General features: G+C 50.4%; 18 protein-coding genes and 4 pseudogenes. 13 read left to right on the top strand and 9 right to left on the bottom strand.

The features are described from left to right. Positions 1-9 precede the first annotated feature (9 nt). Positions 10-906: an oxidoreductase gene (locus HV311_RS09555; RefSeq protein WP_097734722.1), complete on the bottom strand. Its 897-nt coding sequence runs from the start codon at positions 904-906 to the stop codon at positions 10-12. Between the two features lie 76 nt (positions 907-982). Here HV311_RS09555 and HV311_RS09550 point away from each other — a divergent pair, with 76 nt between their 5' ends. The 3 genes from HV311_RS09550 (at position 983) to HV311_RS09540 (ending at position 5,963) form a co-directional block, all read left to right on the top strand. Further along, positions 983-1,867, top strand: coding sequence for a MurR/RpiR family transcriptional regulator (locus HV311_RS09550; RefSeq protein ID WP_097734723.1), 885 nt, complete (start codon positions 983-985; stop codon positions 1,865-1,867). After that, the gene (locus HV311_RS09545) at positions 1,867-2,724 is read left to right on the top strand and encodes a DMT family transporter (protein WP_049133237.1); all 858 of its coding nucleotides are present in this window, start codon (positions 1,867-1,869) and stop codon (positions 2,722-2,724) included. The genes HV311_RS09550 and HV311_RS09545 overlap by 1 nt, the downstream gene beginning before the upstream one ends. A gap of 464 nt (positions 2,725-3,188) precedes the next feature. Further along, on the top strand, positions 3,189-5,963 hold the full coding sequence (locus HV311_RS09540; protein ID WP_097734724.1) for a winged helix-turn-helix domain-containing protein: 2,775 nt from the start codon (positions 3,189-3,191) through the stop codon (positions 5,961-5,963). On the opposite strand, the gene HV311_RS09535 is transcribed toward HV311_RS09540, so the two are convergent. Then, complete coding sequence (locus tag HV311_RS09535; protein ID WP_326928887.1) at positions 5,940-6,851, bottom strand: MFS transporter; 912 nt, start codon at positions 6,849-6,851, stop codon at positions 5,940-5,942. The two genes, HV311_RS09540 and HV311_RS09535, sit on opposite strands and share 24 nt — an antisense overlap. Positions 6,852-6,959: 108 nt before the next feature. On the opposite strand from HV311_RS09535, the gene HV311_RS09530 reads away from it, so the two are divergent. Next, a protein-coding gene (locus tag HV311_RS09530; protein ID WP_100214959.1) for an IS1-like element IS1A family transposase occupies positions 6,960-7,657 on the top strand; the annotation gives its coding sequence in 2 pieces (ribosomal slippage) (positions 6,960-7,209 and positions 7,209-7,657; 699 coding nt in all). Positions 7,658-7,671: 14 nt separating this feature from the next. On the opposite strand, the pseudogene HV311_RS09525 reads toward HV311_RS09530, so the two are convergent. From HV311_RS09525 to lacI, 4 genes and pseudogenes are all read right to left on the bottom strand, one after another. Further along, positions 7,672-7,812 (bottom strand): annotated as a pseudogene (locus HV311_RS09525) (maltose acetyltransferase domain-containing protein); the annotation flags it as partial. Between the two features lie 65 nt (positions 7,813-7,877). Next, on the bottom strand, positions 7,878-9,131 hold the full coding sequence (lacY, locus tag HV311_RS09520) for a lactose permease (protein ID WP_191221012.1): 1,254 nt from the start codon (positions 9,129-9,131) through the stop codon (positions 7,878-7,880). Between the two features lie 51 nt (positions 9,132-9,182). After that, positions 9,183-12,254: a beta-galactosidase gene (gene lacZ / locus HV311_RS09515; RefSeq protein ID WP_191221011.1), complete on the bottom strand. Its 3,072-nt coding sequence runs from the start codon at positions 12,252-12,254 to the stop codon at positions 9,183-9,185. Positions 12,255-12,375: 121 nt separating this feature from the next. Next, complete coding sequence (gene lacI / locus HV311_RS09510; protein WP_047368876.1) at positions 12,376-13,458, bottom strand: DNA-binding transcriptional repressor LacI; 1,083 nt, start codon at positions 13,456-13,458, stop codon at positions 12,376-12,378. A gap of 702 nt (positions 13,459-14,160) precedes the next feature. On the opposite strand from lacI, the gene HV311_RS09505 reads away from it, so the two are divergent. Further along, positions 14,161-15,183 carry an IS110-like element IS5708 family transposase gene (locus HV311_RS09505; protein ID WP_000156884.1) on the top strand — a complete coding sequence of 341 codons (1,023 nt, stop codon included), beginning with the start codon at positions 14,161-14,163 and terminating at the stop codon, positions 15,181-15,183. Between the two features lie 334 nt (positions 15,184-15,517). Further along, positions 15,518-16,522, top strand: coding sequence for an IS110-like element IS4321 family transposase (locus HV311_RS09500; RefSeq protein WP_022542389.1), 1,005 nt, complete (start codon positions 15,518-15,520; stop codon positions 16,520-16,522). 277 nt (positions 16,523-16,799) lie between these two features. On the opposite strand, the pseudogene HV311_RS09495 reads toward HV311_RS09500, so the two are convergent. Together HV311_RS09495 and HV311_RS09490 are read right to left on the bottom strand one after the other, a co-directional pair. Beyond that, positions 16,800-17,030: pseudogene (locus tag HV311_RS09495) on the bottom strand (helix-turn-helix domain-containing protein); the annotation flags it as partial. Between the two features lie 188 nt (positions 17,031-17,218). Beyond that, entirely contained in the window at positions 17,219-17,449 is a 231-nt protein-coding gene (locus HV311_RS09490; RefSeq protein WP_032693967.1) for a hypothetical protein, read from the bottom strand. Between the two features lie 209 nt (positions 17,450-17,658). Between HV311_RS09490 and umuD the strand changes: the two genes are divergently transcribed. The 5 genes and pseudogenes from umuD to HV311_RS09465 all read left to right on the top strand — a co-directional run bounded on the left by umuD (position 17,659) and on the right by HV311_RS09465 (position 20,859). Next, positions 17,659-18,084 (top strand): translesion error-prone DNA polymerase V autoproteolytic subunit, encoded by a 426-nt coding sequence (gene umuD / locus HV311_RS09485; protein ID WP_032693966.1) that lies wholly within the window; start codon positions 17,659-17,661, stop codon positions 18,082-18,084. Then, positions 18,084-19,358, top strand: coding sequence for a Y-family DNA polymerase (locus HV311_RS09480; protein ID WP_097734726.1), 1,275 nt, complete (start codon positions 18,084-18,086; stop codon positions 19,356-19,358). Before umuD ends, HV311_RS09480 begins: the two co-directional genes overlap by 1 nt. Before the next feature lie 166 nt (positions 19,359-19,524). Next, positions 19,525-19,776, top strand: coding sequence for a type II toxin-antitoxin system Phd/YefM family antitoxin (locus HV311_RS09475; protein ID WP_032693964.1), 252 nt, complete (start codon positions 19,525-19,527; stop codon positions 19,774-19,776). Further along, positions 19,773-20,060 (top strand): type II toxin-antitoxin system RelE family toxin, encoded by a 288-nt coding sequence (locus HV311_RS09470; RefSeq protein ID WP_032693963.1) that lies wholly within the window; start codon positions 19,773-19,775, stop codon positions 20,058-20,060. The genes HV311_RS09475 and HV311_RS09470 overlap by 4 nt, the downstream gene beginning before the upstream one ends. 90 nt (positions 20,061-20,150) lie before the next feature. Then, positions 20,151-20,859 (top strand): annotated as a pseudogene (locus HV311_RS09465) (IS1 family transposase). A 10-nt stretch (positions 20,860-20,869) separates the two neighbouring features. Here HV311_RS09465 and HV311_RS09460 read toward each other — a convergent pair. Then, the gene (locus HV311_RS09460; RefSeq protein WP_249819514.1) at positions 20,870-21,106 is read right to left on the bottom strand and encodes a hypothetical protein; all 237 of its coding nucleotides are present in this window, start codon (positions 21,104-21,106) and stop codon (positions 20,870-20,872) included. Between the two features lie 172 nt (positions 21,107-21,278). Between HV311_RS09460 and HV311_RS09455 the strand changes: the two genes are divergently transcribed. Both HV311_RS09455 and HV311_RS09450 read left to right on the top strand, forming a co-directional pair. Then, positions 21,279-22,085 (top strand): SDR family NAD(P)-dependent oxidoreductase, encoded by an 807-nt coding sequence (locus HV311_RS09455; RefSeq protein ID WP_097734727.1) that lies wholly within the window; start codon positions 21,279-21,281, stop codon positions 22,083-22,085. A 235-nt stretch (positions 22,086-22,320) separates the two neighbouring features. Then, a pseudogene (locus HV311_RS09450) lies at positions 22,321-23,239 on the top strand (hypothetical protein). Positions 23,240-23,242 lie beyond the last annotated feature (3 nt).

Genomic DNA, 23,242 nt, shown 5'->3' with positions numbered 1-23,242 from the left:
GCTTTAGGATCAACCAGGGCCATCGCTCGCAGCCGCAAGAAGCGGCACCAGGATGTCGCTGATCGGCGTTGGAATGCTGTGAACCCGGCCGCGACGCGCAATGACGCCGTTGCGGATATCCCATTCAAGCGGTCGGCCAGCTTCTCGATCCGTGAGGATGGAGGTGCTCATGTCTGCAGGAGCCGCCCGGAACTTATCGAGGATCTCCTGCGGCACTTCGTCTCCGAGTTCAGCGCCCTCTGCACGTGCCACGACCAGGCATTCCTGCAGATAAGCCAGCGTAAGCCTGGCGATATCAGCACGGCCAAACATGCCTGAGCGGCGGTGCGTGAGTGCCATGAGTCCAGCCACCGCATTCTGCATCAGCTTGCGCCAGGCCAGGGAGCTGAAATTCGCGGCCAGATCTACGGAGCACCACGTGCCTTGCAGCGCTGCGGCCACTACACGGGAAGCTGGTGCGTCTGGCACGCTGAGGCGCGCCTCACCACGCAAGCGTACCGAGCCATCGGACTGCGCTTGCGCAGGGAACCACACGACAGCGGGAACGCTCTGTCCGGGCAGAGAGTACGTAGCGAGCCTGTCCAACTGTTCGACCCCGTTCTGGAGCACGCATACAACCGTCTCCGGGCCAGTCAACGCCCTGAGCCATTCTGCTGCCGCGTCGATTTGTGTGGACTTGACTGCCAGAAAGATAAGATCAACCGTGCGAGTGATTTGTGCCGGATTCGTCTGTACCGGACCGGGTACGGTGATAAAGCGGTCGCCATCTTGCAAGGTCAGGTGATCGCGGGGAGTACGTCCACACAGCAATGGTGTGCGGTCGACTTCGTGTAACGCCGCCGCGACTGTTGTGCCGATGGCACCTGGACCTAAAACAGCAACAACTGTATTGATTTCAGTGTTCATGAATGCGGACTCCTTGCAACAGAATCTAATTACGTGGTGGTTGTGCCCTTCCCAAAGGACATGTAATATATTACATATGAATAAAGAAATTGGTAATATAATTTCAGAAGGTGAGCAGCGGTTACAGCAATGGCTTGGCAGCATTCACGCCCGAAGCGGCGACCTCGCTGCAAGTGAGGCTAAAGTTGTCGACCTCCTGCTTGTCGATCCTTTATTTGTCGGTACAAGCACGGCAGCACAGGTTGCCACCCGTGCTGGTGTATCACCGCCGACAGTAATACGCGCTGCACGAGCGATCGGGTTCACCGGGTTCACTGAACTTAAGATAGAGATTGCCCGGGCTCGTGGCACTGCCCAATTCTTTGCCCCGCCTGAAGTTCTTACAGCGGATGCGACGCTGGCATCAGTGCTGGAAACATCAATTCGTGCTGGTGTAGACGCACTGACTGCGCTCAGCGGTGCTATCGAAATCTCCGCCCTTGATGAGGCGGTCGATTTAATCCAGAGCGCACGCCAGGTATTTGCATTTGGTGCTGGTCCCTCTGCGACGGTTGCCGCTGATGCGGTCTTTCGTTTGCGGACGGCGGGTGTGATAACCGTCAGTATCCAGGATTATTTATCAGCGATGATTGCTGCTCGTCTACTCGGTCCAGGCGACGTCATCATCGTCGTCAGTTCAACAGGGCGCACATCATCCACACTCTCCATCGCTGATGCAGCATCCTCGGCAGGAGCATCGCTTATTGCAATAACTAACCAGTACGATACCCCACTGGCGACACTCGCCAACGTTTCGCTCGTTGTTGGCGGAATGCCACTCCCGGCACAGATGGCCGCTGCCGGGAGTCGACTGGCCCAGCTCGTCGTTATTGATACGCTGGTCGCTGCTCTCACTCTGCGGGATAAAGAACAAAGTCGCCGGGCTGAACGGGCGGGTATTGATTTGCCCGATATGTCCTGATGCAGTTCAGCACGGTAGCAATGATTCTTACTGCTGCGGTAGCCCATGCAGTATGGAATATAGCCTCAAAATACAAGAGGGAAGACACTCTTGTGTTCGTCTGGGCGTACAGCTGTGCCTCAGCATTGCTGTGGGTCCCGTTCAGCCTCATTCTGATAGTTGAGGGACAACAGGAGCTCGACTGGAGACTCGCTGTCGGCGCAGTTATCTCGTCTGCACTTCATATCGCTTATTCTCTAATCTTGCAGGCTGGCTACGAGCGCGCCGAACTGGGTGTTGTTTATCCGATTGCCCGAGGAAGTGGACCAGTTCTGACGATACTGTTTGCAACCCTTCTCATGGGAGAACGGCTTTCACCAGGCGCTTTACTCGGCGCCTTTATCGTTATCGCTGGTATTTTCGTTGTCACCGGCAATCCGTTCAGGAGCGGAAGCCGGCCGCTACAGGGAATGCTTTGGGGGGCAGCGACAGGCACCGCCATCGCTGGCTATACACTCTGGGACGGTTATTCGGTAATCTCTCTGCACCTGGATCCAGTGAGCTACTACGCCAGCACACTCCTGCTACAGAGTCTGATTCTTACCCCTGGTGCGATGCGGCGACGAAATCGCATTCCAACTGCTGTACGTGTGGATATCATCCCAATCCTTATCATTGCTGTATGCTCTCCCCTTGCCTACATCCTTGTACTGACAGCCATGCAGAGCATGCCACTGGCACTCGTCGCTCCTCTCAGGGAAACATCCATTATTGTCGGCTCTCTTCTTTCGTACTGGCTGTTTCGTGAAAATCATCTGGCACGCCGGATTGCCGGTGCAGTGGTGGTGCTGACCGGCATCGCAATAATTAGCCTTTGATCGCTTCGTTGGATGCCAATCGTCGTCTCATTGTCAGCGTGGATCGTTCGTCGATATACTCTGTTTATGTTACAGGTATCAAGTCCGCTTCCTCTGTCTGTGGCTGTTAGCGCCATTGAGATAAGACTGTATAAACCGCCATCAGTTCTGGTATTGGCATCCCGTACCACCATTATTTAAATGTTCGGACACACGCTGTTATTTGAAGGTTAATCCCTAGTCGAATGATTATCCATGTGAGTGCTTTTCCAGCCATGCCTGATGGGATATGGCTGGCATAGATAGTTCAGTTTTCATCACCAGTTTGATCGCAAAGCTATGCCACATAGCACTATTGGCTTTATAATCATTAACGGTAAAAGTGGTATTGAATAGTGATACTCCGGTGCAACACATTCAACATGTAGCCTGATTCTGATAACCGCTTTCGTTAGAAATGGCTTACTCCATAGCGAGAGTTCGTGATGCTCAAAACAGAAGATCTCAACACTATGATATCAATTGATGAGATTCACTTTGCTGACTGGCAAATCTGGCCACAGCTAAGGATTCTGTTACATCGGGGTAAGCCAGTAAGAATTTCTGCCAGAGCTTTTGATGTTCTGGTTGTTCTGGTGAGTGCCAGAGGTAAAGCGGTAAATAAAGAATCTTTACTTACGCAAGTGTGGGGAAATGAAATCGTCGAAGAAAATAATCTTCAGGCACAAATTTCAGCTATACGCCGCATACTGGGACATGACCGCCATCTACTGGTTACTGAATTTGGTTGTGGTTATCGCTTTAATATCAACAATTCGCCAACTGAACCGCTCTCTAAATCAAAAATACCTGAGCCCGCTATTACCCCTTTTCTAGCGTCGATTCTGGGGCGTGATAAAGCTGTGCAGGAATTATGCGCCTTATTGGATCAATACCGTCTGGTGACGATTACAGGCTCAGGGGGCGTGGGTAAGACTCGTCTGGCATGGGAAGTCGTCAGTCTTACACACACGCATTTTCCTGATGGAATATGTGTGGCTGAACTGGCTCATATCACCGAAGCATCCAGCTTGCTATCCGTTATTTCACAAGCGCTCCATCTTCCATTAGCTGCCATTCATAATGATGCCGATTTACGGCAACAGCTTGCACAGCGTCGATGTTTACTGCTGATTGATAACTGTGAACATGTAATTAATGAACTTGAACCAGTGATTACGTTGCTCCTGCACCTGGCTCCCCATATCAAACTGTTGTTGACCAGCCAGGTAGCGTTGCAGGTTGCCGGCGAGCAACAATATCTACTACCACCATTACAAGTTCCTGAGAGCGAAGAGGCTGATACCCACGAGTTACTAACTTTTTCCAGTGTCCGCCTCTTTATCGAACGCGGGCAGGCCAATCGACATAATTACCATCCATCAGCCAGCGAACTGTCTTTGATTGGCGAGTTATGCCGTCATCTTGACGGTCTGCCGCTGGCGATTGAACTTGCGGCCTCCCGTCTGCCAGTCATGAGTGTCAAAGAGATCTATAGCCGACTGGAAGACCGTTTCCAGCTATTGAGCAATACGCACAGATCTCTGGAGCCCAGACATCAGAAAATACTGACCGCGCTGGAGTGGACTTATCAGTTGCTCAACACACGTGAACAACGATTATTTTGCTCTCTGGGGATCTATACCGATATGTTCAGTGTGAAATCAGTAAGCGACCTTCTGCTGATTAAAGACAAGCATCGCTGGCAGGTTGTTGACGATCTGCAAAGATTGCTGTCTTTATCCCTGATTCAGGTCAGTACTCAGGTACCAGAGACCCGTTTCCGCCTGCTGGAAACCTTGCGCCAGTTCGCATGCGATAAACTCAGGCAACAGGGTGAATATACTGTTCTTGAGGCCCGTTTTGCCAACTATTATAAAGTTCTGGTAAAAGAGGCACAAGATGATTGGTTTATGCTGCCAACAGGACAATGGCGTGAACGTTATAGCCATATACTTAATGATTTGCGGAGTGTATTACAGCAAACGTTGATTGAGAGAGCTGATCCCTCTAAAGGGCTTGAGATCTTACAAGCTATGACCCCTTTTTGGATTGAATATTCACTATACGATGAATGTCAGCGCCATATTTATCCTCTGCTTTATGAAAATACTTCGCAGGTAGTATTAACGCTACGCCAGAGAATGAATCTCAGCGCTGTAGCAGGTAAGGCGTCAACCTGGGCAAAAGGCCCTACGCCTGAAACACATTCAGCCTGGAAAACCGCGCTGACAATTGCAGAAAAGCTCGACGACAAAGAAATACGTTTACAGGCACATTACGGATTATGGTTGTATTATCTGCGTACTGGCGAGTTGGATAAAGCGCTTGAGCATGCGCAATCTATGTGCGAGCTAGCACGGTCCATTACCGACGAGGAGGCGATGGCAACCGGGCTGCGTATTCTCGGTGTATCCCTGCATTTTTTGGGCCGTCATGATGTCGGGCGTGATTATCTCCAACAATCTCTTGATTGGTATGAACATGGTGAATTAAGCCACTCTTTCCGTTTTGGTCTTGATCAAGAGAGCGCCGGTCAGGCCTTTCTGTCTCGTTTACTCTGGTTACAGGGTGAGTATAAGGCCGCGAAACAGATGGCATGGCGCGGTGTTAAAAAAGCCGCTCGTTTGCAGCATGTCTGTTCTCTTTGCTGTGCACTGGCTGAAGGCGCTTGTATGACAGCAGCACTGGATCGTAATCCGCGTTGGGTTATAAAGGCCGCAAACTGGCTTATTCATCTGGCAAAAAGGCATGATTTATATTTCTGGAAGACATACGGCGAGCTGTTTCTTGTTTGGGCTAAACAGTTCAGTCATACCGATGTTAGTCAAACCACACTATTTAGCTCGTTGCGGGCGATGGGATTAGACTGGCAATATTCCCCCTTGTTGTCAGAAATTGATACCGGGGTATCACTGAGAGCCACCCGCCAGGATCATGAAAACTGGTGCACGCCTGAGCTGATGCGTCTTTCTGCCACTAAATTACCTCCTCAGAAGCAACGCCTGCTGTTGGAGCAGGCCCTGGACAAAGCGCGCCAGCAACAGGCTTATGGCTGGGCCCTCCGTATTGCTTATTCATTGGCGACATTGCAGGCTGAAGCCGGGGAAAAATGGGCTGCTAAACAATTGATACAGGACGCTTTAAATGATGTTGATGACTCAGACAATGCGACGGATGTAAGAAGTGCTATTGCGTTATGTGCCCGAATAGGGGCCTGAATATTTACGTCTTACGGCTATCAACATCCCCATGATCACGAGTCCGCCCCCTGCTGAAGAAATCAGCGCCCAGCTATGAGTTGTCTCCCATAACCAGGTGGCAGTCAGTGAGCCACATGCTCCGCCAATAAACATAACGCACATAAATAATGTATTAAGACGGTTTCTGGCATCCGGACGCAAAGAATAAATCGTGTGCTGATTAGCTATCAGTACACATTGCTCACCCGCATCCAGTAGTAGAATGCCCACCACCATACCCACAATACTGTTCCATCTCCAAAAAACAGTCCAGGCTAGCAGCATGAGTATCACACCAAAAACAACCATTCGGAATGGTCCCTGACGATCGCTGAAACTTCCCGCCAGAGGCGCACACAGAATACCGATTAACCCCAAAGCAGCCAGGGTGCCGGTTATCCCTGCACCGTAATCGTAGCGATGAGCTAACCAGAAAGGGAGCACGGTCCACAGCACGCTGAAGGAGGCAAACAGCATTGCTTGTGTAAGAGTTGCACCACGCACCTGCGGCTCGCTTTTCCACAGCTGTCCTAATGAACGTAATACCGCCAGATAGTTAAACTTTGGCGTTGGCAACGACTGAGCAGGCAAAATGCGCAAGATGAAAAATATAGCCAGCAATGTCATGATCGCGCCGGACAAAAAGACACCGCGCCAGCCGAAATACTGAACAATAAGGCCTCCGATAGCCCGGCCAGCAAGGATACCTGCCAGGACACCGCTCATCACCGTACCCACGGTTTTACCTCGTGCAGAAGTTCTGGAGAGCGAGGCGGCAAGCGGCACTATCTGTTGGGCTACTGTTGCAGCCATCCCGGTAAGGAAGGAGAAGAACACCAACACTGTCGCCGTTGGCGATAACATCATGCCGATCAGTGCCAGGAAAAGCACCTGCGCTTGACGCAGGATAAGCCGCTGACGGTGATGCTGCCAACTTACTGATTTAGTGTATGATGGTGTTTTTGAGGTGCTCCAGTGGCTTCTGTTTCTATCAGCTGTCCCTCCTGTTCAGCTACTGACGGGGTGGTGCGTAACGGCAAAAGCACTGCCGGACATCAGCGCTATCTCTGCTCTCACTGCCGTAAAACATGGCAACTGCAGTTCACTTACACCGCTTCTCAACCCGGTACGCACCAGAAAATCATTGATATGGCCATGAATGGTGTTGGATGCCGGGCAACTGCCCGCATTATGGGCGTTGGCCTCAACACGATTTTACGTCACTTAAAAAACTCCGGCCGCAGTCGGTAACCTCGCGCATACAGCCGGGCAGTGACGTCATCGTCTGCGCGGAAATGGACGAACAGTGGGGCTATGTCGGGGCTAAATCGCGCCAGCGCTGGCTGTTTTACGCGTATGACAGGCTCCGGAAGACGGTTGTTGCGCACGTATTCGGTGAACGCACTATGGCGACGCTGGGGCGTCTTATGAGCCTGCTGTCACCCTTTGACGTGGTGATATGGATGACGGATGGCTGGCCGCTGTATGAATCCCGCCTGAAGGGAAAGCTGCACGTAATCAGCAAGCGATATACGCAGCGAATTGAGCGTCATAACCTGAATCTGAGGCAGCACCTGGCACGGCTGGGACGGAAGTCGCTGTCGCTCTCAAAATCGGTGGAGCTGCATGACAAAGTCATCGGGCATTATCTGAACATAAAACACTATCAATAAGTTGGAGTCATTACCCTTTTTTCAACTTCTGATGGATGCGAGTGATTGAACTCATACATTAATGTTTTCCCACGAAGTCTTTTTTCAGGTAAGCCTTCGCACATATCGGTAAATAGCTTGCCTGCTTTTATTTTTTCTGTCATCGACATGTTCATTTTTAACATTCCGTCCTGATAAGTTGGTCGGATAAGGCGCTCGCGCCGTATCCGACATTAATTTCTTAAGCGTCTTCATTCACCTGGCGACGCAGCAGGGAAAGTGGGCCGGGGCCGCTAAGCGTGAACACGGAAATTAAGGTGAAGCCCAGCGCCACCAGACCCAGCACCAGGTAAGCGCCCTGGAAACCGATGCTTTCATACATATTGCCCGCCAGAATAGACATAAAAATCATCGCCAGTTGCTTAAAGAAGCAGAAACAGACCAGATAAATCGTCGCTGAAAAACGCACTTCAAACTGGCTGGTAATATATTTAAAGCTGCCCACCAGCAGGAACGGTACTTCAAACATATGCAGCGTTTTCAGAATAACCACTTCCAGTGCTGAGGTAGCGAACGATGAGCCAATAATACGTACTGACATAATAGTGCCAGCCAGCAGCAGGGCGTTTTTCCCACCGATGCGATTAATGATCAGTGGCGCAAAAAACATAATCGAGGCGTTAAGTAATTCGCCCATTGTCGTTACGTAGCCAAATACCCGCGTACCCTGTTCACCGGTAGCAAAGAACGAAGTAAAGAAATTAGCAAACTGTTGGTCAAAAACATCGTAGGTGCAGGAAACGCCAATAACATACAGTGACAAAAACCACAGTTTTGGCTGTCTGAACAGTTCCAGCGCCAGCTTAAGGCTAAATGCCGAATGGTTGGCACCTACCGCATTGGCAACCGTGGCAGAAGAGGGCGCATCCGTTTTGGCGAAAAAGAGCAAAACGGCGAGGATGAGTGCACAGCCAGAACCCAGCCAGAAAACAAACTGATTATTGATGGTGAACATGATGCCGACAATCGAGGCACACAGCGCCCAGCCAACACAGCCAAACATCCGCGCGCGACCAAATTCGAAATTACTGCGACGGCTGACTTTCTCGATAAATGCCTCTACTGCTGGCGCACCGGCGTTAAAACAAAAGCCTAGATAAATACCACCAACAATCGATCCTACTAAAATGTTGTATTGTAACAGTGGCCCGAAGATAAAAATAAAGAACGGCGCAAACATCACTAACATGCCGGTAATAATCCACAGCAGGTATTTGCGCAGCCCGAGTTTGTCAGAAAGCAGACCAAACAGCGGTTGGAATAATAGCGAGAACAGAGAAATAGAGGCAAAAATAATACCCGTATCACTTTTGCTGATATGGTTGATGTCATGTAGCCAAATCGGGAAAAACGGGAAGTAGGCTCCCATGATAAAAAAGTAAAAGAAAAAGAATAAACCGAACATCCAAAAGTTTGTGTTTTTTAAATAGTACATAATGGATTTCCTTACGCGAAATACGGGCAGACATGGCCTGCCCGGTTATTATTATTTTTGACACCAGAGCAACTGGTAATGGTAGCTACCGGCGCTAAGCTGGAATTCCGCCGACACTGACGGGCTCCAGGAGTCGTCGCCACCAATCCCCATATGGAAACCGTCGATATTCAGCCATGTGCCTTCTTCCGCGTGCAGCAGATGGCGATGGCTGGTTTCCATCAGTTGTTGTTGGCTGTAGCGGCTGATGTTGAACTGGAAGTCGCCGCGCCACTGGTGTGGGCCATAATTCAATTCGCGCGTCCCGCAGCGCAGACCGTTTTCGCTCGGGAAGACGTACGGGGTATACATGTCTGACAATGGCAGATCCCAGCGGTCAAAACAGGCCGCAGTAAGGCGGTCGGGATAGTTTTCTTGCGGCCCTAATCCGAGCCAGTTTACCCGCTCTGCTACCTGCGCCAGCTGGCAGGTCAGGCCAATCCGCGCCGGATGTGGCGTATTGCTCGCCACTTCAGCATCAACGGTAATCGCCATTTGACCACTTCCATCAATCCGGTAGGTTTTCCGGCTGATAAATAAGGTTTTCCCCTGATGCTGCCACGCGTGGACCGTGGTAATCAGCACCGCGTCGGCAAGCGTATCTGCCGTGCACTGCAACAACGCTGCTTCGGCCTGGTAATGGCCCGCCGCCTTCCAGCGTTCGACCCAGGCGTTAGGGTCAATGCGGGTCGCTTCACTTACGCCGTCGTTATCCAGCGGTGCGCGGGTGAACTGATCGCGCAGCGGCGTCAGCAGTTGTTTTTTATCGCCAATCCACATCTGTGAAAGAAAGCCTGACTGGCGGTTAAATTGCCAACGCTTATTATCCAGCTCGATGCAAAAATCCGTTTCGCTGGTGGTCAGTTGCGGGATGGCGTGGGGCGCGGAGGGGAGTGTCACGCTGAGGTTTTCCGCCAGACGCCACTGCTGCCAGGCGCTGATGTGTCCGGCTGCTGACCATGTGGTCGCGTTCGGTTGCACTACGTGAACCGTTAGCCAGAGTTGTCCGGCGCTCTTCGGCTGCGGTAGTCCAGGCAGTTCAATCAACTGTTTACCTTGTGGAGCGACATCCAGAGGCACTTCACCGCTTGCCAGCGGCTTGCCATCCAGCGCCACCATCCAGTGCAGGAGCTCGTTATCGCTATGACGGAACAGGTATTCGCTGGTCACTTCGATGGTTTGCCCGGATAAACTGAACTGGAAAAACTGCTGCTGGTGTTTTGCTTCCGTCAGCGCCGGATGCGGCGTGCGGTCGGCAAAGACCAGACCGTTCATGCAGAACTGGCGATCATTCGGCGTATCGCCAAAATCACCGCCGTAAGCCGACCACGGATTGCCATTTTCATCATATTTAATCAGCGACTGATCCACCCAGTCCCAGACGAAGCCGCCCTGTAAACGGGGGTACTGACGAAACGCCTGCCAGTATTTAGCGAAGCCGCCAAGACTGTTACCCATCGCGTGGGCGTATTCGCAAAGGATCAGCGGGCGCGTCTCTCCAGGCAACGAAAGCCATTTTTTGATGGACCATTTCGGCACAGCCGGGAAGGGCTGGTCTTCATCCACGCGCGCGTACATCGGGCAAATAATATCGGTTGCGAAGGTGTCGGCTCCGCCGCCTTCATACTGTACCGGGCGGGAAGGATCGACAGATTTGATCCAGCGATAGAGTGCGTCGTGATTAGCGCCGTGGCCTGATTCATTCCCCAGCGACCAGATGATCACACTCGGGTGATTACGATCGCGCTGCACCATTCGCGTTACGCGTTCGCTCATCGCGGGTAGCCAGCGCGGATCATCGGTCAGACGATTCATTGGCACCATGCCGTGGGTTTCAATGTTGGCTTCATCCACCACATACAGGCCGTAGTGGTCGCACAGCGTGTACCACAGCGGATGGTTCGGATAATGCGAACAGCGCACGGCGTTAAAGTTGTTCTGCTTCATCAGCAGGATATCCTGCACCATCGTCTGCTCATCCATGACCTGACCATGCAGAGGATGATGCTCGTGACGGTTAACGCCGCGAATCAGCAACGGCTTGCCGTTCAGCAGCAGCAGGCCATTTTCAATCCGCACCTCGCGGAAACCGACATCGCAGGCTTCTGCTTCAATCAGCGTGCCGTCGGCGGTGTGCAGTTCAACCACCGCACGGTAGAGATTCGGGATTTCGGCGCTCCACAGTTTCGGGTTTTCGACGTTCAGACGTAGGGTGACGTGATCGGCATAACCACCACGCTCATCGATAATTTCACCGCCGAAAGGCGCGGTGCCGCTGGCGACCTGCGTTTCACCCTGCCACAAAGAAACCGTCACCCGCAGCTCATCGCGCAGCTCGCCGTACATCTGAACGTCTGCCTCCAGTACAGCGCGGCTGAAATCATCATTAAAGTGAGTGGCTACATGGAAATCGCTGATTTGCGTGCTCGGTTTATGCAGCAACGAGACGTCACGGAAAATGCCGCTCATCCGCCACATATCCTGATCTTCCAGATAACTGCCGTCACTCCAGCGCAGCACCATCACCGCGAGGCGGTTTTCTCCGGCGTGTAAAAATGCGCTCAGGTCAAATTCAGACGGCAAACGACTGTCCTGTCCGTAACCGACCCAGCGCCCGTTGCACCACAAATGAAACGCCGAGTTAACACCATCAAAAATAATTCGCGTCTGGCCTTCCTGTAGCCAGCTTTCATCAATATTAAATGTGAGCGAGTAACAACCCGTCGGATTCTCCGTGGGAACATACGGCGGATTGACCGCAATGGGATAGGTCACGTTGGTGTAGATAGGCGCATCGTAACCGTGCATCTGCCAGTTTGAGGGGACGATGACAGTATCGGCGTCAGGAAGATCGCGCTCCAGCCAGCTTTCTGGTACCGCTTCTGGTGCCGGAAACCAGGCAAAGCGCCATTCACCATTCAGGCTGCGCGACTCTTGGGAAGGGCGATCGGTGCGAGCCTCTTCGCTATTACGCCAGCTGGCGAAAGGGGGATGTGCCGCAAGGCGATTAAGTTGGGTAACGCCAGGGTTTTCCCAGTCACGACGTTGTAATACGACGGCCAGTGAATCCGTAATCATTGTCATAGTTGTATCCTGTGTGAATTGTTATCCGCTCACATTTTCGCATAACATACGAGCCGGACACATAGAGTGTAAAGCCTGGGGTGCCTAATGAGTGAGCTGACTCACATTAATTGCGTTGCGCTCACTGCCCGCTTTCAAGTCGGGAAACTTGTCGTGCCAGCTGCATTAAGGAATCTGCCAACGTGCGGGGAGAGGTGGTTTGCGTATTGGGCGGTAGGGTGGTTTTTCTTTTCACCAGTGAGACGGGCAACAGCTGATTGCTCTTCACCGCCTGGCCCTGAGAGAGTTTCAGCAAGCGGTCCACGCTAGTTTTCCCCAGCAGGCGAAAATCCTGTTTGATGGTGGTTAACGGCGGGATATAACACGAGCTGTCTTCGGTATCGTCGTATCCCACTACCGAGATATCCGCACCAACGCGCAGCCCGGACTCGGTAATAGCGCGCATTGCGCCCAGCGCCATCTGATCGTTGGCAACCAGCATCGCAGTGGGAACGATGCCCTCATTCAGCATTTGCATAGTTTGTTGAAAACCGGACATGGCACTCCAGTCGCCTTCCCGTTCCGCTATCGGATGAATTTGATTGCGTGTGAGATATTTATGCCAGTCCGCCAGACGCAGACGCGCCGAGACAGAACTTAATGGACCGGCTAACAACGCGATTTGCTGGTGACCCAATGCGATCAGATGCTCCACGCCCAGTCGCGTACCGTCTTCATGGGAAAAAATAATACTGTTGATGGGAGTCTGGTCAGAGACATCAAGAAATAGGGCCGGAACATTAGCGCAGGCAGCTTCCATAGCAATGGCATCCTCGTCATCCAGCGGATAGTTAATGATCAGACCACTGACGCGTTGCGCGAGAAGGTTATGTACCGCCGCTTTACAGGCTTCGACGCTGCTTCGTTCTACCATCGACACCACCACGCTGGCACCCAGTTGATCGGCGCGAGATTTAATCGCCGCGACAATTTGCGACGGCGCGTGCAGGGCCAGACTGGAGGTAGCAACGCCAATCAGCAACGACTGTTTGCCCGCCAGTTGTTGTGCCACGCGGTTGGGAATGTAGTTCAGCTGCGCCATCGCCGCTTCCACCTTTTCCCGCGTTTTCGCAGAGACGTGGCTGGCCTGGTTCACCACGCGGGAAACGGTCTGATAAGAGACACCGGCATACTCTGCGACATCGTATAGCGTTACTGGTTTCACATTTACCACCCTGAATTGACTCTCTTCGGGTGCTATCATGCCATACCACGAAATGTTTTGCGCCATTCGGAGGGGGCACGCCGAAGTGAGATTCAAAATGCCGACGTCAGTTCACAGGTGGGTAATGATACCAACGTGTTGATTTCGTATTTTCACTGACACCAGGATCATCCTGATGTTACAAGGATTGAATGACTACAGATTAAAATAGTCATCAACAGGTTGACAGCATTACCCATGAGGACATGGAAAATAAAAATGTGAACGGGAAAATTGTTTTTTCAGGGTTCTGATGAACAGGCCTGTCAGAGTAAAAAAAGATTCGGGTTCAGCACAATGCTGAATTCTGTCTGGCTATAGAGTAAGAATCGTACCGGAATTGAGCATTTACCCTCAGTACCTGCGGATGAAAAAGCAGTCTGCCCTGACATACTGAACAATCCCTTCTCATAAGATGCCTCTCTTTTGCTGTTTAAAGAGCTGAGCAGTCCGGGCGGAGACTGACCTCGTTCCGCTTTCCAAGCGACCCCCTTGTTGAAAGTGCGACAAAAGAGATAGGGCGAATGACTATACTTCGCTCATAGCTGCCCGTCATGCCAGCTCAAAAAATAGGCTTAACGAATGGAAGGGACTTCCCCTAGATATGCGCCTGATTAACTTTCGTGCAATCATAGGATAAACATTGACCCAGAGGGATTCGTTATGACCATCACCACTGTCGGTATCGATCTTGCTAAAAATGTGTTTGCTGTTCACTGCATTGACCAAAATGGTAAAGCTGTTCTGGTTAAACCCAAGGTGTCGCGTGCAGCACTTTCTGAACTCATCGCAGGTTTACCTCCCTGTGTCATTGGAATGGAAGCCTGCTCGGGTGCCCACTATTGGGCAAGATTATTCAGGCAGTATGGCCATGATGTCCGGTTGATGGCTCCGAAATTTGTCTCACCCTATCGCATGGCGGGTAAGACCGGGAAAAATGATGCAGCTGATGCAATAGCTATTTGTGAGGCAGTGCAGCGGCCGCATATGCGCTTTGTACCAGTCAAAGACGAAAGCCAGCAGGCAATGCAATGCTTACATCGGACAAGACAGGGATTTATCCAGGAAAGAACAGCAACGTATAACCGTCTTCGGGGCCTGATATCTGAATTCGGGGTTATTGCCCCACAAAGCACTGATGCTCTGCGTCATGTTGTTTCTGACCAGAAGGAAACTCTGCCAGTACAGGTTAGGCTGTGCATTGATGATCTATTGACACATGTCACTAATATTGAAGAGAAAATCGCCGAATATGACAGGGTATTATCTCGTGTGGCCAAAACAGATCATCGCAGCCAGCAGTTAATGGAACTGAAAGGTGTTGGGCCCACCACAGCGAGTGCGCTGGTCGCCAGTATTGGCAATGCCCATGATTTTAAGAACGGGCGCCAACTGGCAGCCTGGTTGGGGCTAACGCCATCACAATACAGTAGTGGCGGAAAATCAAAGCTTGGCAGGATAACAAAAGCGGGTGATGCCTATCTGCGAACCCTACTGGTCCAGGGAGCCCGTTCTGTAATGGTAGGGGCAGAGAATAGAACGGACCCGTTTAGCCGTTGGGTCTGCTCGTTGATTGGTAGGCGGGGATACTGGCGTGCTGTCGTTGCAATCGCCGCCAAGAATGCGAGGTTGTGCTGGGCATCATTACATTACGGCGATGACTTCAGACTGTATTCAACAACATGAAAAATTTAACTGAGTAGTAACTGAACTGTAAATTGTTGATGGTAAAGGGTTAGACCCCCGTGAGAAGTATCTGCATATCCTACTGGATATCACTATCCGATTAACGAAGGAGGATCTCACGAGCGTCTTTCATCAGGGTCCGAATCACTAGCGATTCAGCATGACCGTTTATAGTAGCGCAGTCTTATCCCTTGCCTTTCATTGATGAACAGACAGAAATTAAAAACCGGCGTTGACTGTTCGGGGAAGCCCTTATAGTAGGATATTTAATGAGATGGTCACTCCCTCCTTCCCGGTATTATGCTGAGGACAGGCTTTCATTCGGAGAACTATCATGGAAAACATTGCGCTCATTGGTATCGATCTGGGTAAAAACTCTTTCCATATTCATTGCCAGGATCGTCGCGGGAAGGCTGTTTACCGTAAAAAATTTACCCGGCCAAAGTTGATCGAATTTTTGGCGACATGCCCCGCTACAACCATCGCAATGGAAGCCTGTGGCGGTTCTCACTTTATGGCACGCAAGTTGGAAGAGTTGGGGCATTCCCCAAAGCTGATATCACCACAATTTGTCCGCCCGTTCGTTAAAAGCAATAAAAACGACTTTGTCGACGCCGAAGCTATTTGTGAAGCTGCATCGCGTCCGTCTATGCGTTTTGTGCAGCCCAGAACGGAATCTCAGCAGGCAATGCGGGCTCTGCATCGTGTCCGTGAATCCCTGGTTCAGGATAAGGTAAAAACAACCAATCAAATGCATGCTTTTCTGCTGGAATTTGGCATTAGCGTTCCCCGAGGAGCTGCCGTTATTAGCCGACTGAGTACCCTTCTTGAGGACAATAGTTTGCCTCTTTACCTCAGCCAGTTATTGCTGAAATTACAACAGCATTATCACTATCTTGTTGAGCAGATTAAAGATTTGGAATCCCAGTTGAAACGAAAGTTGGACGAAGATGAGGTTGGACAGCGCTTGCTGAGCATTCCCTGCGTCGGAACACTGACAGCGAGTACTATTTCAACTGAGATTGGCGACGGGAAGCAGTACGCCAGCAGCCGTGACTTTGCGGCGGCAACAGGGCTTGTACCTCGGCAGTACAGCACGGGAGGTAGGACGACATTGCTGGGAATTAGTAAGCGAGGTAATAAAAAGATCCGAACTTTGTTGGTTCAATGTGCCAGGGTATTCATACAAAAACTGGAACACCAGTCTGGCAAATTGGCCGATTGGGTCAGGGATTTACTGTGCCGGAAAAGCAACTTTGTCGTCACTTGTGCTCTGGCAAACAAGCTGGCCAGAATAGCCTGGGCCCTAACGGCACGACAGCAAACTTATGTAGCATAACGGCAGAAATACACCGGTTTAAAGAATTACTGATCTGGTTTTGCGAATACTGATATTGATGATACTAACGGCCCACCGGCCTGTTGAGGAACCTGTAAAACGGAAAGGCTCATTGAAGCCGTATATTTTCTGGAGGTTCATCAGGCGCGGAACTCATCAAGGCGCGGGAATAAAATCCCATTCAGACGCCGGATAGATTCAAGCAAGCCAACTTGTCGTCAAAATCGGTGTTGCAAAAACGGGAGTGACCATAGATTCCGTTTTCCAAGCGGCCCCCTAGTGGGACGCTTGAAACGTCATTGAGCCAGGTAAATTCCGACTCTTTTTTCAGTGCGGTTAGTTTTGCATTGGCTTGCGTATAGCCGACCTTCTTTTGTCGTTCATAGTACGCGTCAGTGCGCCAGCGCAAGATGCTGTTATAGACAAAACGCACACACCCGAACGTTTGAGCTAAAAGCTCAACCTGATCGGGGGTTGGATAGAATCTGTATTTATATGCGCGTTTCATGCCTTACATTTTACTGCTAATTTTGTAAGAAGGCCAGTGAGTGTTACGCAATTACCGCGCTTATATCCCCGTCCGCATTGGGCGAGGTTTTACGCGTAATTTGATAACCTGAAGGCAGAAGCCTGAGAGGCACGGGAAGACAGGCGCCACCAAACCTGTTCTTTTTTTGTACAATCAAAAACAAAGCATCAGCGATTCCGGGAGTTATCCCCGGCCACGGACAGGCCGATATATACGCCCGCCCCCCAGATAATCTGCGATAAAATGAAAACCCACTGCGGGACGTCGAACACCAGGAGCGGGAGCAGGCAGAGCGTCACAATCCCAATCATGCGACTGCCATATTTTCTGCGGACAGGTTCAGCGCTGTCCACGGGCACGCCGGCGAACCGGAGCACATTTCTGAAGCCTGGTGACATGAGTATCTCCTGAAGGGATGAAAACCAGATGATATCAGTATATTACAGCATATCCGGGTCAAAGGGGCCCGGGACTCTCTTTCTACAACCACGGCCTGTTTTCGCTCTGGCAGCAGAGCCTTAGCGATTTCGATGTGAAAGAGGCTTGCAAAAAAGCGCTGCAGATAAAATAATTACTGTATATAAATACAGTAATAAGGAGCGAAACGGTGGAATTCACACCTGCAGCACTCAACCCCGGAACACTCACCCTGCCGCTTTTCACTGAACGGTGTGCGGCCGGTTTCCCCTCTCCGGCCGCGGACTACACCGAATCGGAGCTGGACCTCAACGAATACTGCATTCGCCGGCGCCATTCGACCTATTTTGTCCGGGCCATCGGAAACTCCATGACGGATATCGGTCTTTACTCCGGTGACCTGATGGTCGTTGATAAAGCGGAAAAACCCCGGCATGGCGATATCGTCATTGCCGAGATTGAGGGGGAGTTCACGGTTAAACGCCTTCTGCTGACCCCCCGCCCTGCCCTGCAGGCGATGAATCCGGCTTACCCTGTCCTGTATCCGGACCCGGAGACGCTCCAGATTTTTGGCGTGGTCACCGCGTTTATTCACAAAACACGGGGCACGGACTGATGTTCGCTCTGGCCGATGTCAACTCATTCTATGCCAGCTGCGAGAAAGTATTTCGCCCGGATTTAAGAGGAAAACCCGTCATTTGCCTGAGTAATAACGACGGCTGCGTGATCGCCAGAAGCCCAGAGGCCAAACGGCGATTGGGCATAAAAATGGGTACGCCGTGGTTCCAGCTGAAAGACGTACAATTCCCGGAAAAACTGTTCGTATTTTCAAGTAATTATGAGCTTTATGCGAGTCTAAGTAACCGCGTGGTTGCCCTGCTTGAAGAGTTATCTCCCCGTGTTGAGCAGTATTCTATTGATGAGTGTTTCCTCGATGCCCGGGGCATTGGCCACTGTATGGATCTGGAAGAATTTGGCAGGCAGCTGCGCGGGCACGTCCTGAATGGTACGGGGCTCACAATCGGTGTCGGTTTCGGCGCCACAAAGACACTGGCGAAATCGGCACAGTGGGCATCGAAAGAATGGCCACAGTTCCGGGGAGTGCTGGCGCTGTCGCCAGATAATCCTGGCAGGACAGCAAAATTACTCAGCCTGCAGCCGGTGGAGGAGATCTGGGGGGTGGGAAACCGGATAGCGAAGAAACTGAAGGCGATGGGGATCACAACAGCCCTGCAGCTGTCGCTGACTAACCCGACGTTTATCCGGAAGAACTTTAACGTTGTGCTCGAGCGAACTGTCCGGGAGCTGAACGGAGAGAGCTGTATTTCGCTGGAGGAAGCACCGCCGCCCAAACAGCAGATCGTCTGCAGTCGCAGCTTCGGGCAGCGGATCACCACCTATGATGAGCTCCGCCAGGCCATATGTCAGTATGCTGAGCGGGCAGCAGAAAAGCTGCGTGGTGAACGACAGTACTGCCGGCATATCTCAGCCTTCATCAAAACTTCGCCATTCGCCGTCAAAGAGCCGTACTACGGGAATATCTCGACGGAAAAACTGAGTACGCCAACGCGAGACTCCCGGGATATTATCGCCGCTGCAGTTAACGCACTGGACAGGATCTGGGTACCTGGTCACCGCTACGCAAAAGCGGGAGTCATGCTGAACGATTTCTGTCCCAACGGGGTCTCTCAGCTGAACCTGTTCGATGAGATACAGCCGCGGCCGCACAGTGATGCTCTGATGAAAGTCCTCGATGGCATTAATCACTCAGGACTTGGGAAGATCTGGTTTGCCGGCAGAGGTATTGCTCCTGAGTGGCAGATGAAGCGGGATATGTTGTCACCGGCATATACAACCCGCTGGAAAGAGTTACCGGTCGCCAGGTTTTAACCCGGAGTGGCTCAGCCCGGGTCTGGCTTGCATGGCTACCAGGATGGGTACGAGCACCAGTACCCTCGCCCTCCGGATATTTTGCACACCTACCGTTTAAAAGACTTGTTAACTGGTCATGTGAGGGCTATATTTGAGACCTGTTAACAAGTCTTAAAGGTGCACTATGCCCAACATTATTCTGAGTGACACAAGCGCGAGCATCAGCGAACTTAAAAAAAACCCGATGGCGACGGTCAGTGCCGGCGACGGCTTCCCGGTCGCTATTCTGAACCGTAATCAGCCCGCTTTTTACTGCATCCCGGCAGAGCTTTACGAGAAGATGCTCGATGCCCTGGATGATCAGGAACTGGCAAAGCTGGTTTCAGAACGCAGTAACCAGCGACTGCTTGACGTGGATCTGGACACATATCTATGACTTATACGGTCAAATTCAGGGAAGATGCGCTGAAGGAATGGCAAAAGCTGGATAAGGCCATTCAGCAACAGTTTGCGAAGAAGCTGAAGAAGTGCTGTGACGAACCACATATCCCCTCAGCAAAGCTGAGAGGGATAAAGGACTGCTATAAAATTAAACTTCGCGCGTCAGGCTTTCGTCTGGTCTATCAGGTAATAGATGATCAACTGATTATTGCTGTTGTGGCTGTCGGAAAGCGTGAACGTAGTGACGTGTACAATCTGGCCAGCGAACGGATGAGGTAATACATGAGAAATAACAAAAAAACTGAACAAAAAACGGTAATGCTGCCAACTTACTGATTTAGTGTATGATGGTGATTTTAAGGTGCTTGCGTGGCTTCCATTTCCATCAGATGTCCTTCCTGCTCCGCTACTGAAGGCGTGGTGCGTAACGGCAAAAGCACTGCCGGACATCAGCGCTATCTCTGCTCTCATTGCCGTAAAACATGGCAACTACAGATCACTTACACCGCCTCTCAGCCCGGTACGCACCAGAAAATCATTGATATGGCCATGAATGGCGTCGGATGTCGCGCCAGTGCACGCATTATGGGCGTTGGCCTCAACACGGTTTTACGTCACTTAAAAAACTCAGGCCGCAGTCGGTAACCTCGCGCATACAACCGGGCAGTGATGTGATTGTCTGCGCTGAAATGGACGAACAGTGGGGCTACGTCGGTGCTAAATCACGTCAGCGCTGGCTGTTTTACGCGTATGACAGGATACGGAGGACGGTTGTGGCGCACGTCTTCGGTGAACGCACTCTGGCCACACTGGAGCGTCTTCTGAGCCTGCTGTCGGCCTTTGAGGTCGTGGTATGGATGACGGATGGCTGACGGATGGCTGGCCGCTGTATGAATCCCGCCTGAAGGGAAAGCTGCACGTTATCAGCAAGCGTTACACTCAGCGCATTGAGCGACATAACCTGAATCTGAGACAACATCTGGCAAGGCTGGGACGGAAGTCACTGTCGTTCTCAAAATCGGTGGAGCTGCATGACAAGGTCATCGGGCATTATCTGAACATAAAACACTATCAGTAAGTTGGAGTCATTACCGCCGCTGACGTTCAATATAATCGCCCAGTGGGATCAGAAAGAATAAGCCCACCGCATAGCCTAACTGGGTGCCCATGGGGATCAAAGAAACAGCCCCCCATTCATTGGGAAAGGATCCGGCAATTAAATTCAGGACAGATTGATTAAAATAAATATTAGCTACAACAATACAGCAATTAATCGCCAGCATAAGAATCCTGGCAGAAGAAAGCTCATGATTGTCCGTTCGCATTGACCACTCCTGGCTCTAAACTCAATATCGTCTGGAGTATAAGCAGACGGAAATCCCAACTCTTTGACCGCTTTTTTCAGACGTCTGAATTCTGATGCACAAGCTCCTGAAAAAGAGATTTGTTACTAATACTGCTCATGTTATTAACTGTGCTTAACTTGAGGAGCAGCAAATGGATTTAAAACTGACTGGAAAAGTGGCTCTGGTAACCGGAGCCCGAACCGGAATTGGTTTCAGCATTTGTGAAGAACTGGCCATGAATGGTGTGCATTTAGTCATGGTGGCCAGACGAGAACCTGAGCTGATTCTGGCTGCGAAAAAAATTTCAGAGAAATACGGTGTTTCGGTGCTGCCTGTTGCCGGGGATGTGACTGATCCCAAACTACCTTCTTTAGTGGTTGAACAAGCGGAAAAGGTTTTTCAGCGTATTGATTTACTGGTTAACAATGCCGGAAGAGCCCATGCGGGCACGCTGTTAACCACTTCGGAAGAAGACTGGCAGATAATGACTGAGACCAAATTATCCGCCATGCGACGTTTTTGTAAGGTAATCATCCCCGGGATGCAGAGACGAAACTGGGGGCGTATTGTCAATATCTCATCCATTGGCGGTATCTACCCTAATCCGCAACTTACCGTCTCACACGCACTGAGCGCCGCTATCAACAACCTGACCCGTAGTTTAGCACTTAGCGTGGCTCCGGATGGCATTCTGGTCAATGCGATCGGAGTGGGTGCTGTCGCGACGGATAACTGGGCGCAGAACATGCTACCGAATGTTCGCAATTGTCGTCCTGAACTGGTTGACAGAACAGACGAAGAGGTAATGACATTACTGGGTAAAGAGAAAACGCCTGTGGGCCGCTTTGGACTTCCTGAAGATATTGCTGCAATTGCTGCGTTCCTACTTTCTGGGAGGAATCAGTTTGTTACTGGACAGACAATTGAAGCATCAGGCGGAGCAGACAGATTTATGTAATGTCTTCCATTCAACTTAAATAATGTTTGAGGATTGAATTAGTTTAACCTGATATTTGTTCTTCTTTTCAATCACTGCGAAATATGAGGCCGGACATGGGGGACTGAAACGCTAAGAAGCCCCCGCGTTAATATAATCCAAATATTATAACGCAATAGATCCCGCACCATGAAATTTATTTCACCGGAAAATTCATGGTGTTTTTTTTAAAAAATAGAAATAGAGGCAAACCACTATGTCAAAAAAACAAACACTATCAAATACAAACTATAGTTCGCCTGACTGGCTGACTATCCGTGAAGCAGTCGAAGTGATAAATAAAAAAGGACTGAAAATAAAAAAAAAGTGACATTTACAGGCATGCATTACATGGCAGCATTCATCTCTCTATTTACTTTCAGTCTCCAATTACATTACGAAAAATACAGAGGTCGGGCTACAAAGTAAGGTTCAGACCATCTGATATGTCATCAATAAATCGTTTATGCCTTCTTGACAAAAAAGCGTTTATTGAAGGACATAATTTTATTGTTAGCACTACTGGCAAATATATCATTCCCACAGAGAGAGTTATTGACACTCTATTGATTGGATATGAATATGTTCTAGTACAAAAATTACTTGCCCAATCTCTTAAAATACCATTACCTGTAACAGGAGGTATTGATTTTAATCATGGCATAACAGTTAGCTTACAAGGAGAACCATTTCAACTATTCGATAAAATGACATGGGAAGAAAGAATAATACAAAAAATTATGCAACTCCCTAAAAACATCTCACCAGATGTACATGAAGAGATATTCTCAAAGAAGATAAATAACTACCTGAGGAAAGAGTATTTCCCGGCTCATATTTTACCTCGGGATGCCTGGTTTGTTATTCGACATGCTGAACTTGATAAAGTCATTGACATCATAACCAATAGCAGAGTGCCCCCATTATCTGCAACGCGAATATCAACACCACTATCTCGTTTTTTCTGGCTGGCCTGTAAAAACAATGAAGTCATCCGTCCATTAATTAGTAAACCGTACAAACTACTATCTATTTTCGAACAATGGGCATCTGACGAAGGCATTACCGACAGACTCAGTGGTGATACGTTAAAAACTGCACTCGTACGCGGTTCCCCCACATCAATGTCGGATTGACGC

Origin of the sequence: Citrobacter sp. RHBSTW-00881 (assembly GCF_013728515.1) — a bacterium.
GTDB classification, from domain to species: Bacteria; Pseudomonadota; Gammaproteobacteria; order Enterobacterales; family Enterobacteriaceae; genus Citrobacter; species Citrobacter braakii.
This window is presented reverse-complemented; position numbering and strand designations above follow the sequence as displayed.

Excerpts from the sequence above, each read along its gene's own strand:
- HV311_RS09555 (WP_097734722.1), bottom strand. The coding sequence starts at position 906 with ATGAACACTGAAATCAATACAGTTGTTGCTGTTTTAGGTCCAGGTGCC.
- HV311_RS09550 (WP_097734723.1), top strand. The coding sequence starts at position 983 with ATGAATAAAGAAATTGGTAATATAATTTCAGAAGGTGAGCAGCGGTTA.
- HV311_RS09545 (WP_049133237.1), top strand. The coding sequence starts at position 1,867 with ATGCAGTTCAGCACGGTAGCAATGATTCTTACTGCTGCGGTAGCCCAT.
- HV311_RS09540 (WP_097734724.1), top strand. The coding sequence starts at position 3,189 with ATGCTCAAAACAGAAGATCTCAACACTATGATATCAATTGATGAGATT.
- HV311_RS09535 (WP_326928887.1), bottom strand. The coding sequence starts at position 6,851 with ATGATGTTATCGCCAACGGCGACAGTGTTGGTGTTCTTCTCCTTCCTT.
- lacY (WP_191221012.1), bottom strand. The coding sequence starts at position 9,131 with ATGTACTATTTAAAAAACACAAACTTTTGGATGTTCGGTTTATTCTTT.
- lacZ (WP_191221011.1), bottom strand. The coding sequence starts at position 12,254 with ATGACAATGATTACGGATTCACTGGCCGTCGTATTACAACGTCGTGAC.
- HV311_RS09505 (WP_000156884.1), top strand. The coding sequence starts at position 14,161 with ATGACCATCACCACTGTCGGTATCGATCTTGCTAAAAATGTGTTTGCT.
- HV311_RS09500 (WP_022542389.1), top strand. The coding sequence starts at position 15,518 with ATGGAAAACATTGCGCTCATTGGTATCGATCTGGGTAAAAACTCTTTC.
- HV311_RS09490 (WP_032693967.1), bottom strand. The coding sequence starts at position 17,449 with ATGTCACCAGGCTTCAGAAATGTGCTCCGGTTCGCCGGCGTGCCCGTG.
- HV311_RS09480 (WP_097734726.1), top strand. The coding sequence starts at position 18,084 with ATGTTCGCTCTGGCCGATGTCAACTCATTCTATGCCAGCTGCGAGAAA.
- HV311_RS09475 (WP_032693964.1), top strand. The coding sequence starts at position 19,525 with ATGCCCAACATTATTCTGAGTGACACAAGCGCGAGCATCAGCGAACTT.
- HV311_RS09470 (WP_032693963.1), top strand. The coding sequence starts at position 19,773 with ATGACTTATACGGTCAAATTCAGGGAAGATGCGCTGAAGGAATGGCAA.
- HV311_RS09460 (WP_249819514.1), bottom strand. The coding sequence starts at position 21,106 with ATGCGAACGGACAATCATGAGCTTTCTTCTGCCAGGATTCTTATGCTG.
- HV311_RS09455 (WP_097734727.1), top strand. The coding sequence starts at position 21,279 with ATGGATTTAAAACTGACTGGAAAAGTGGCTCTGGTAACCGGAGCCCGA.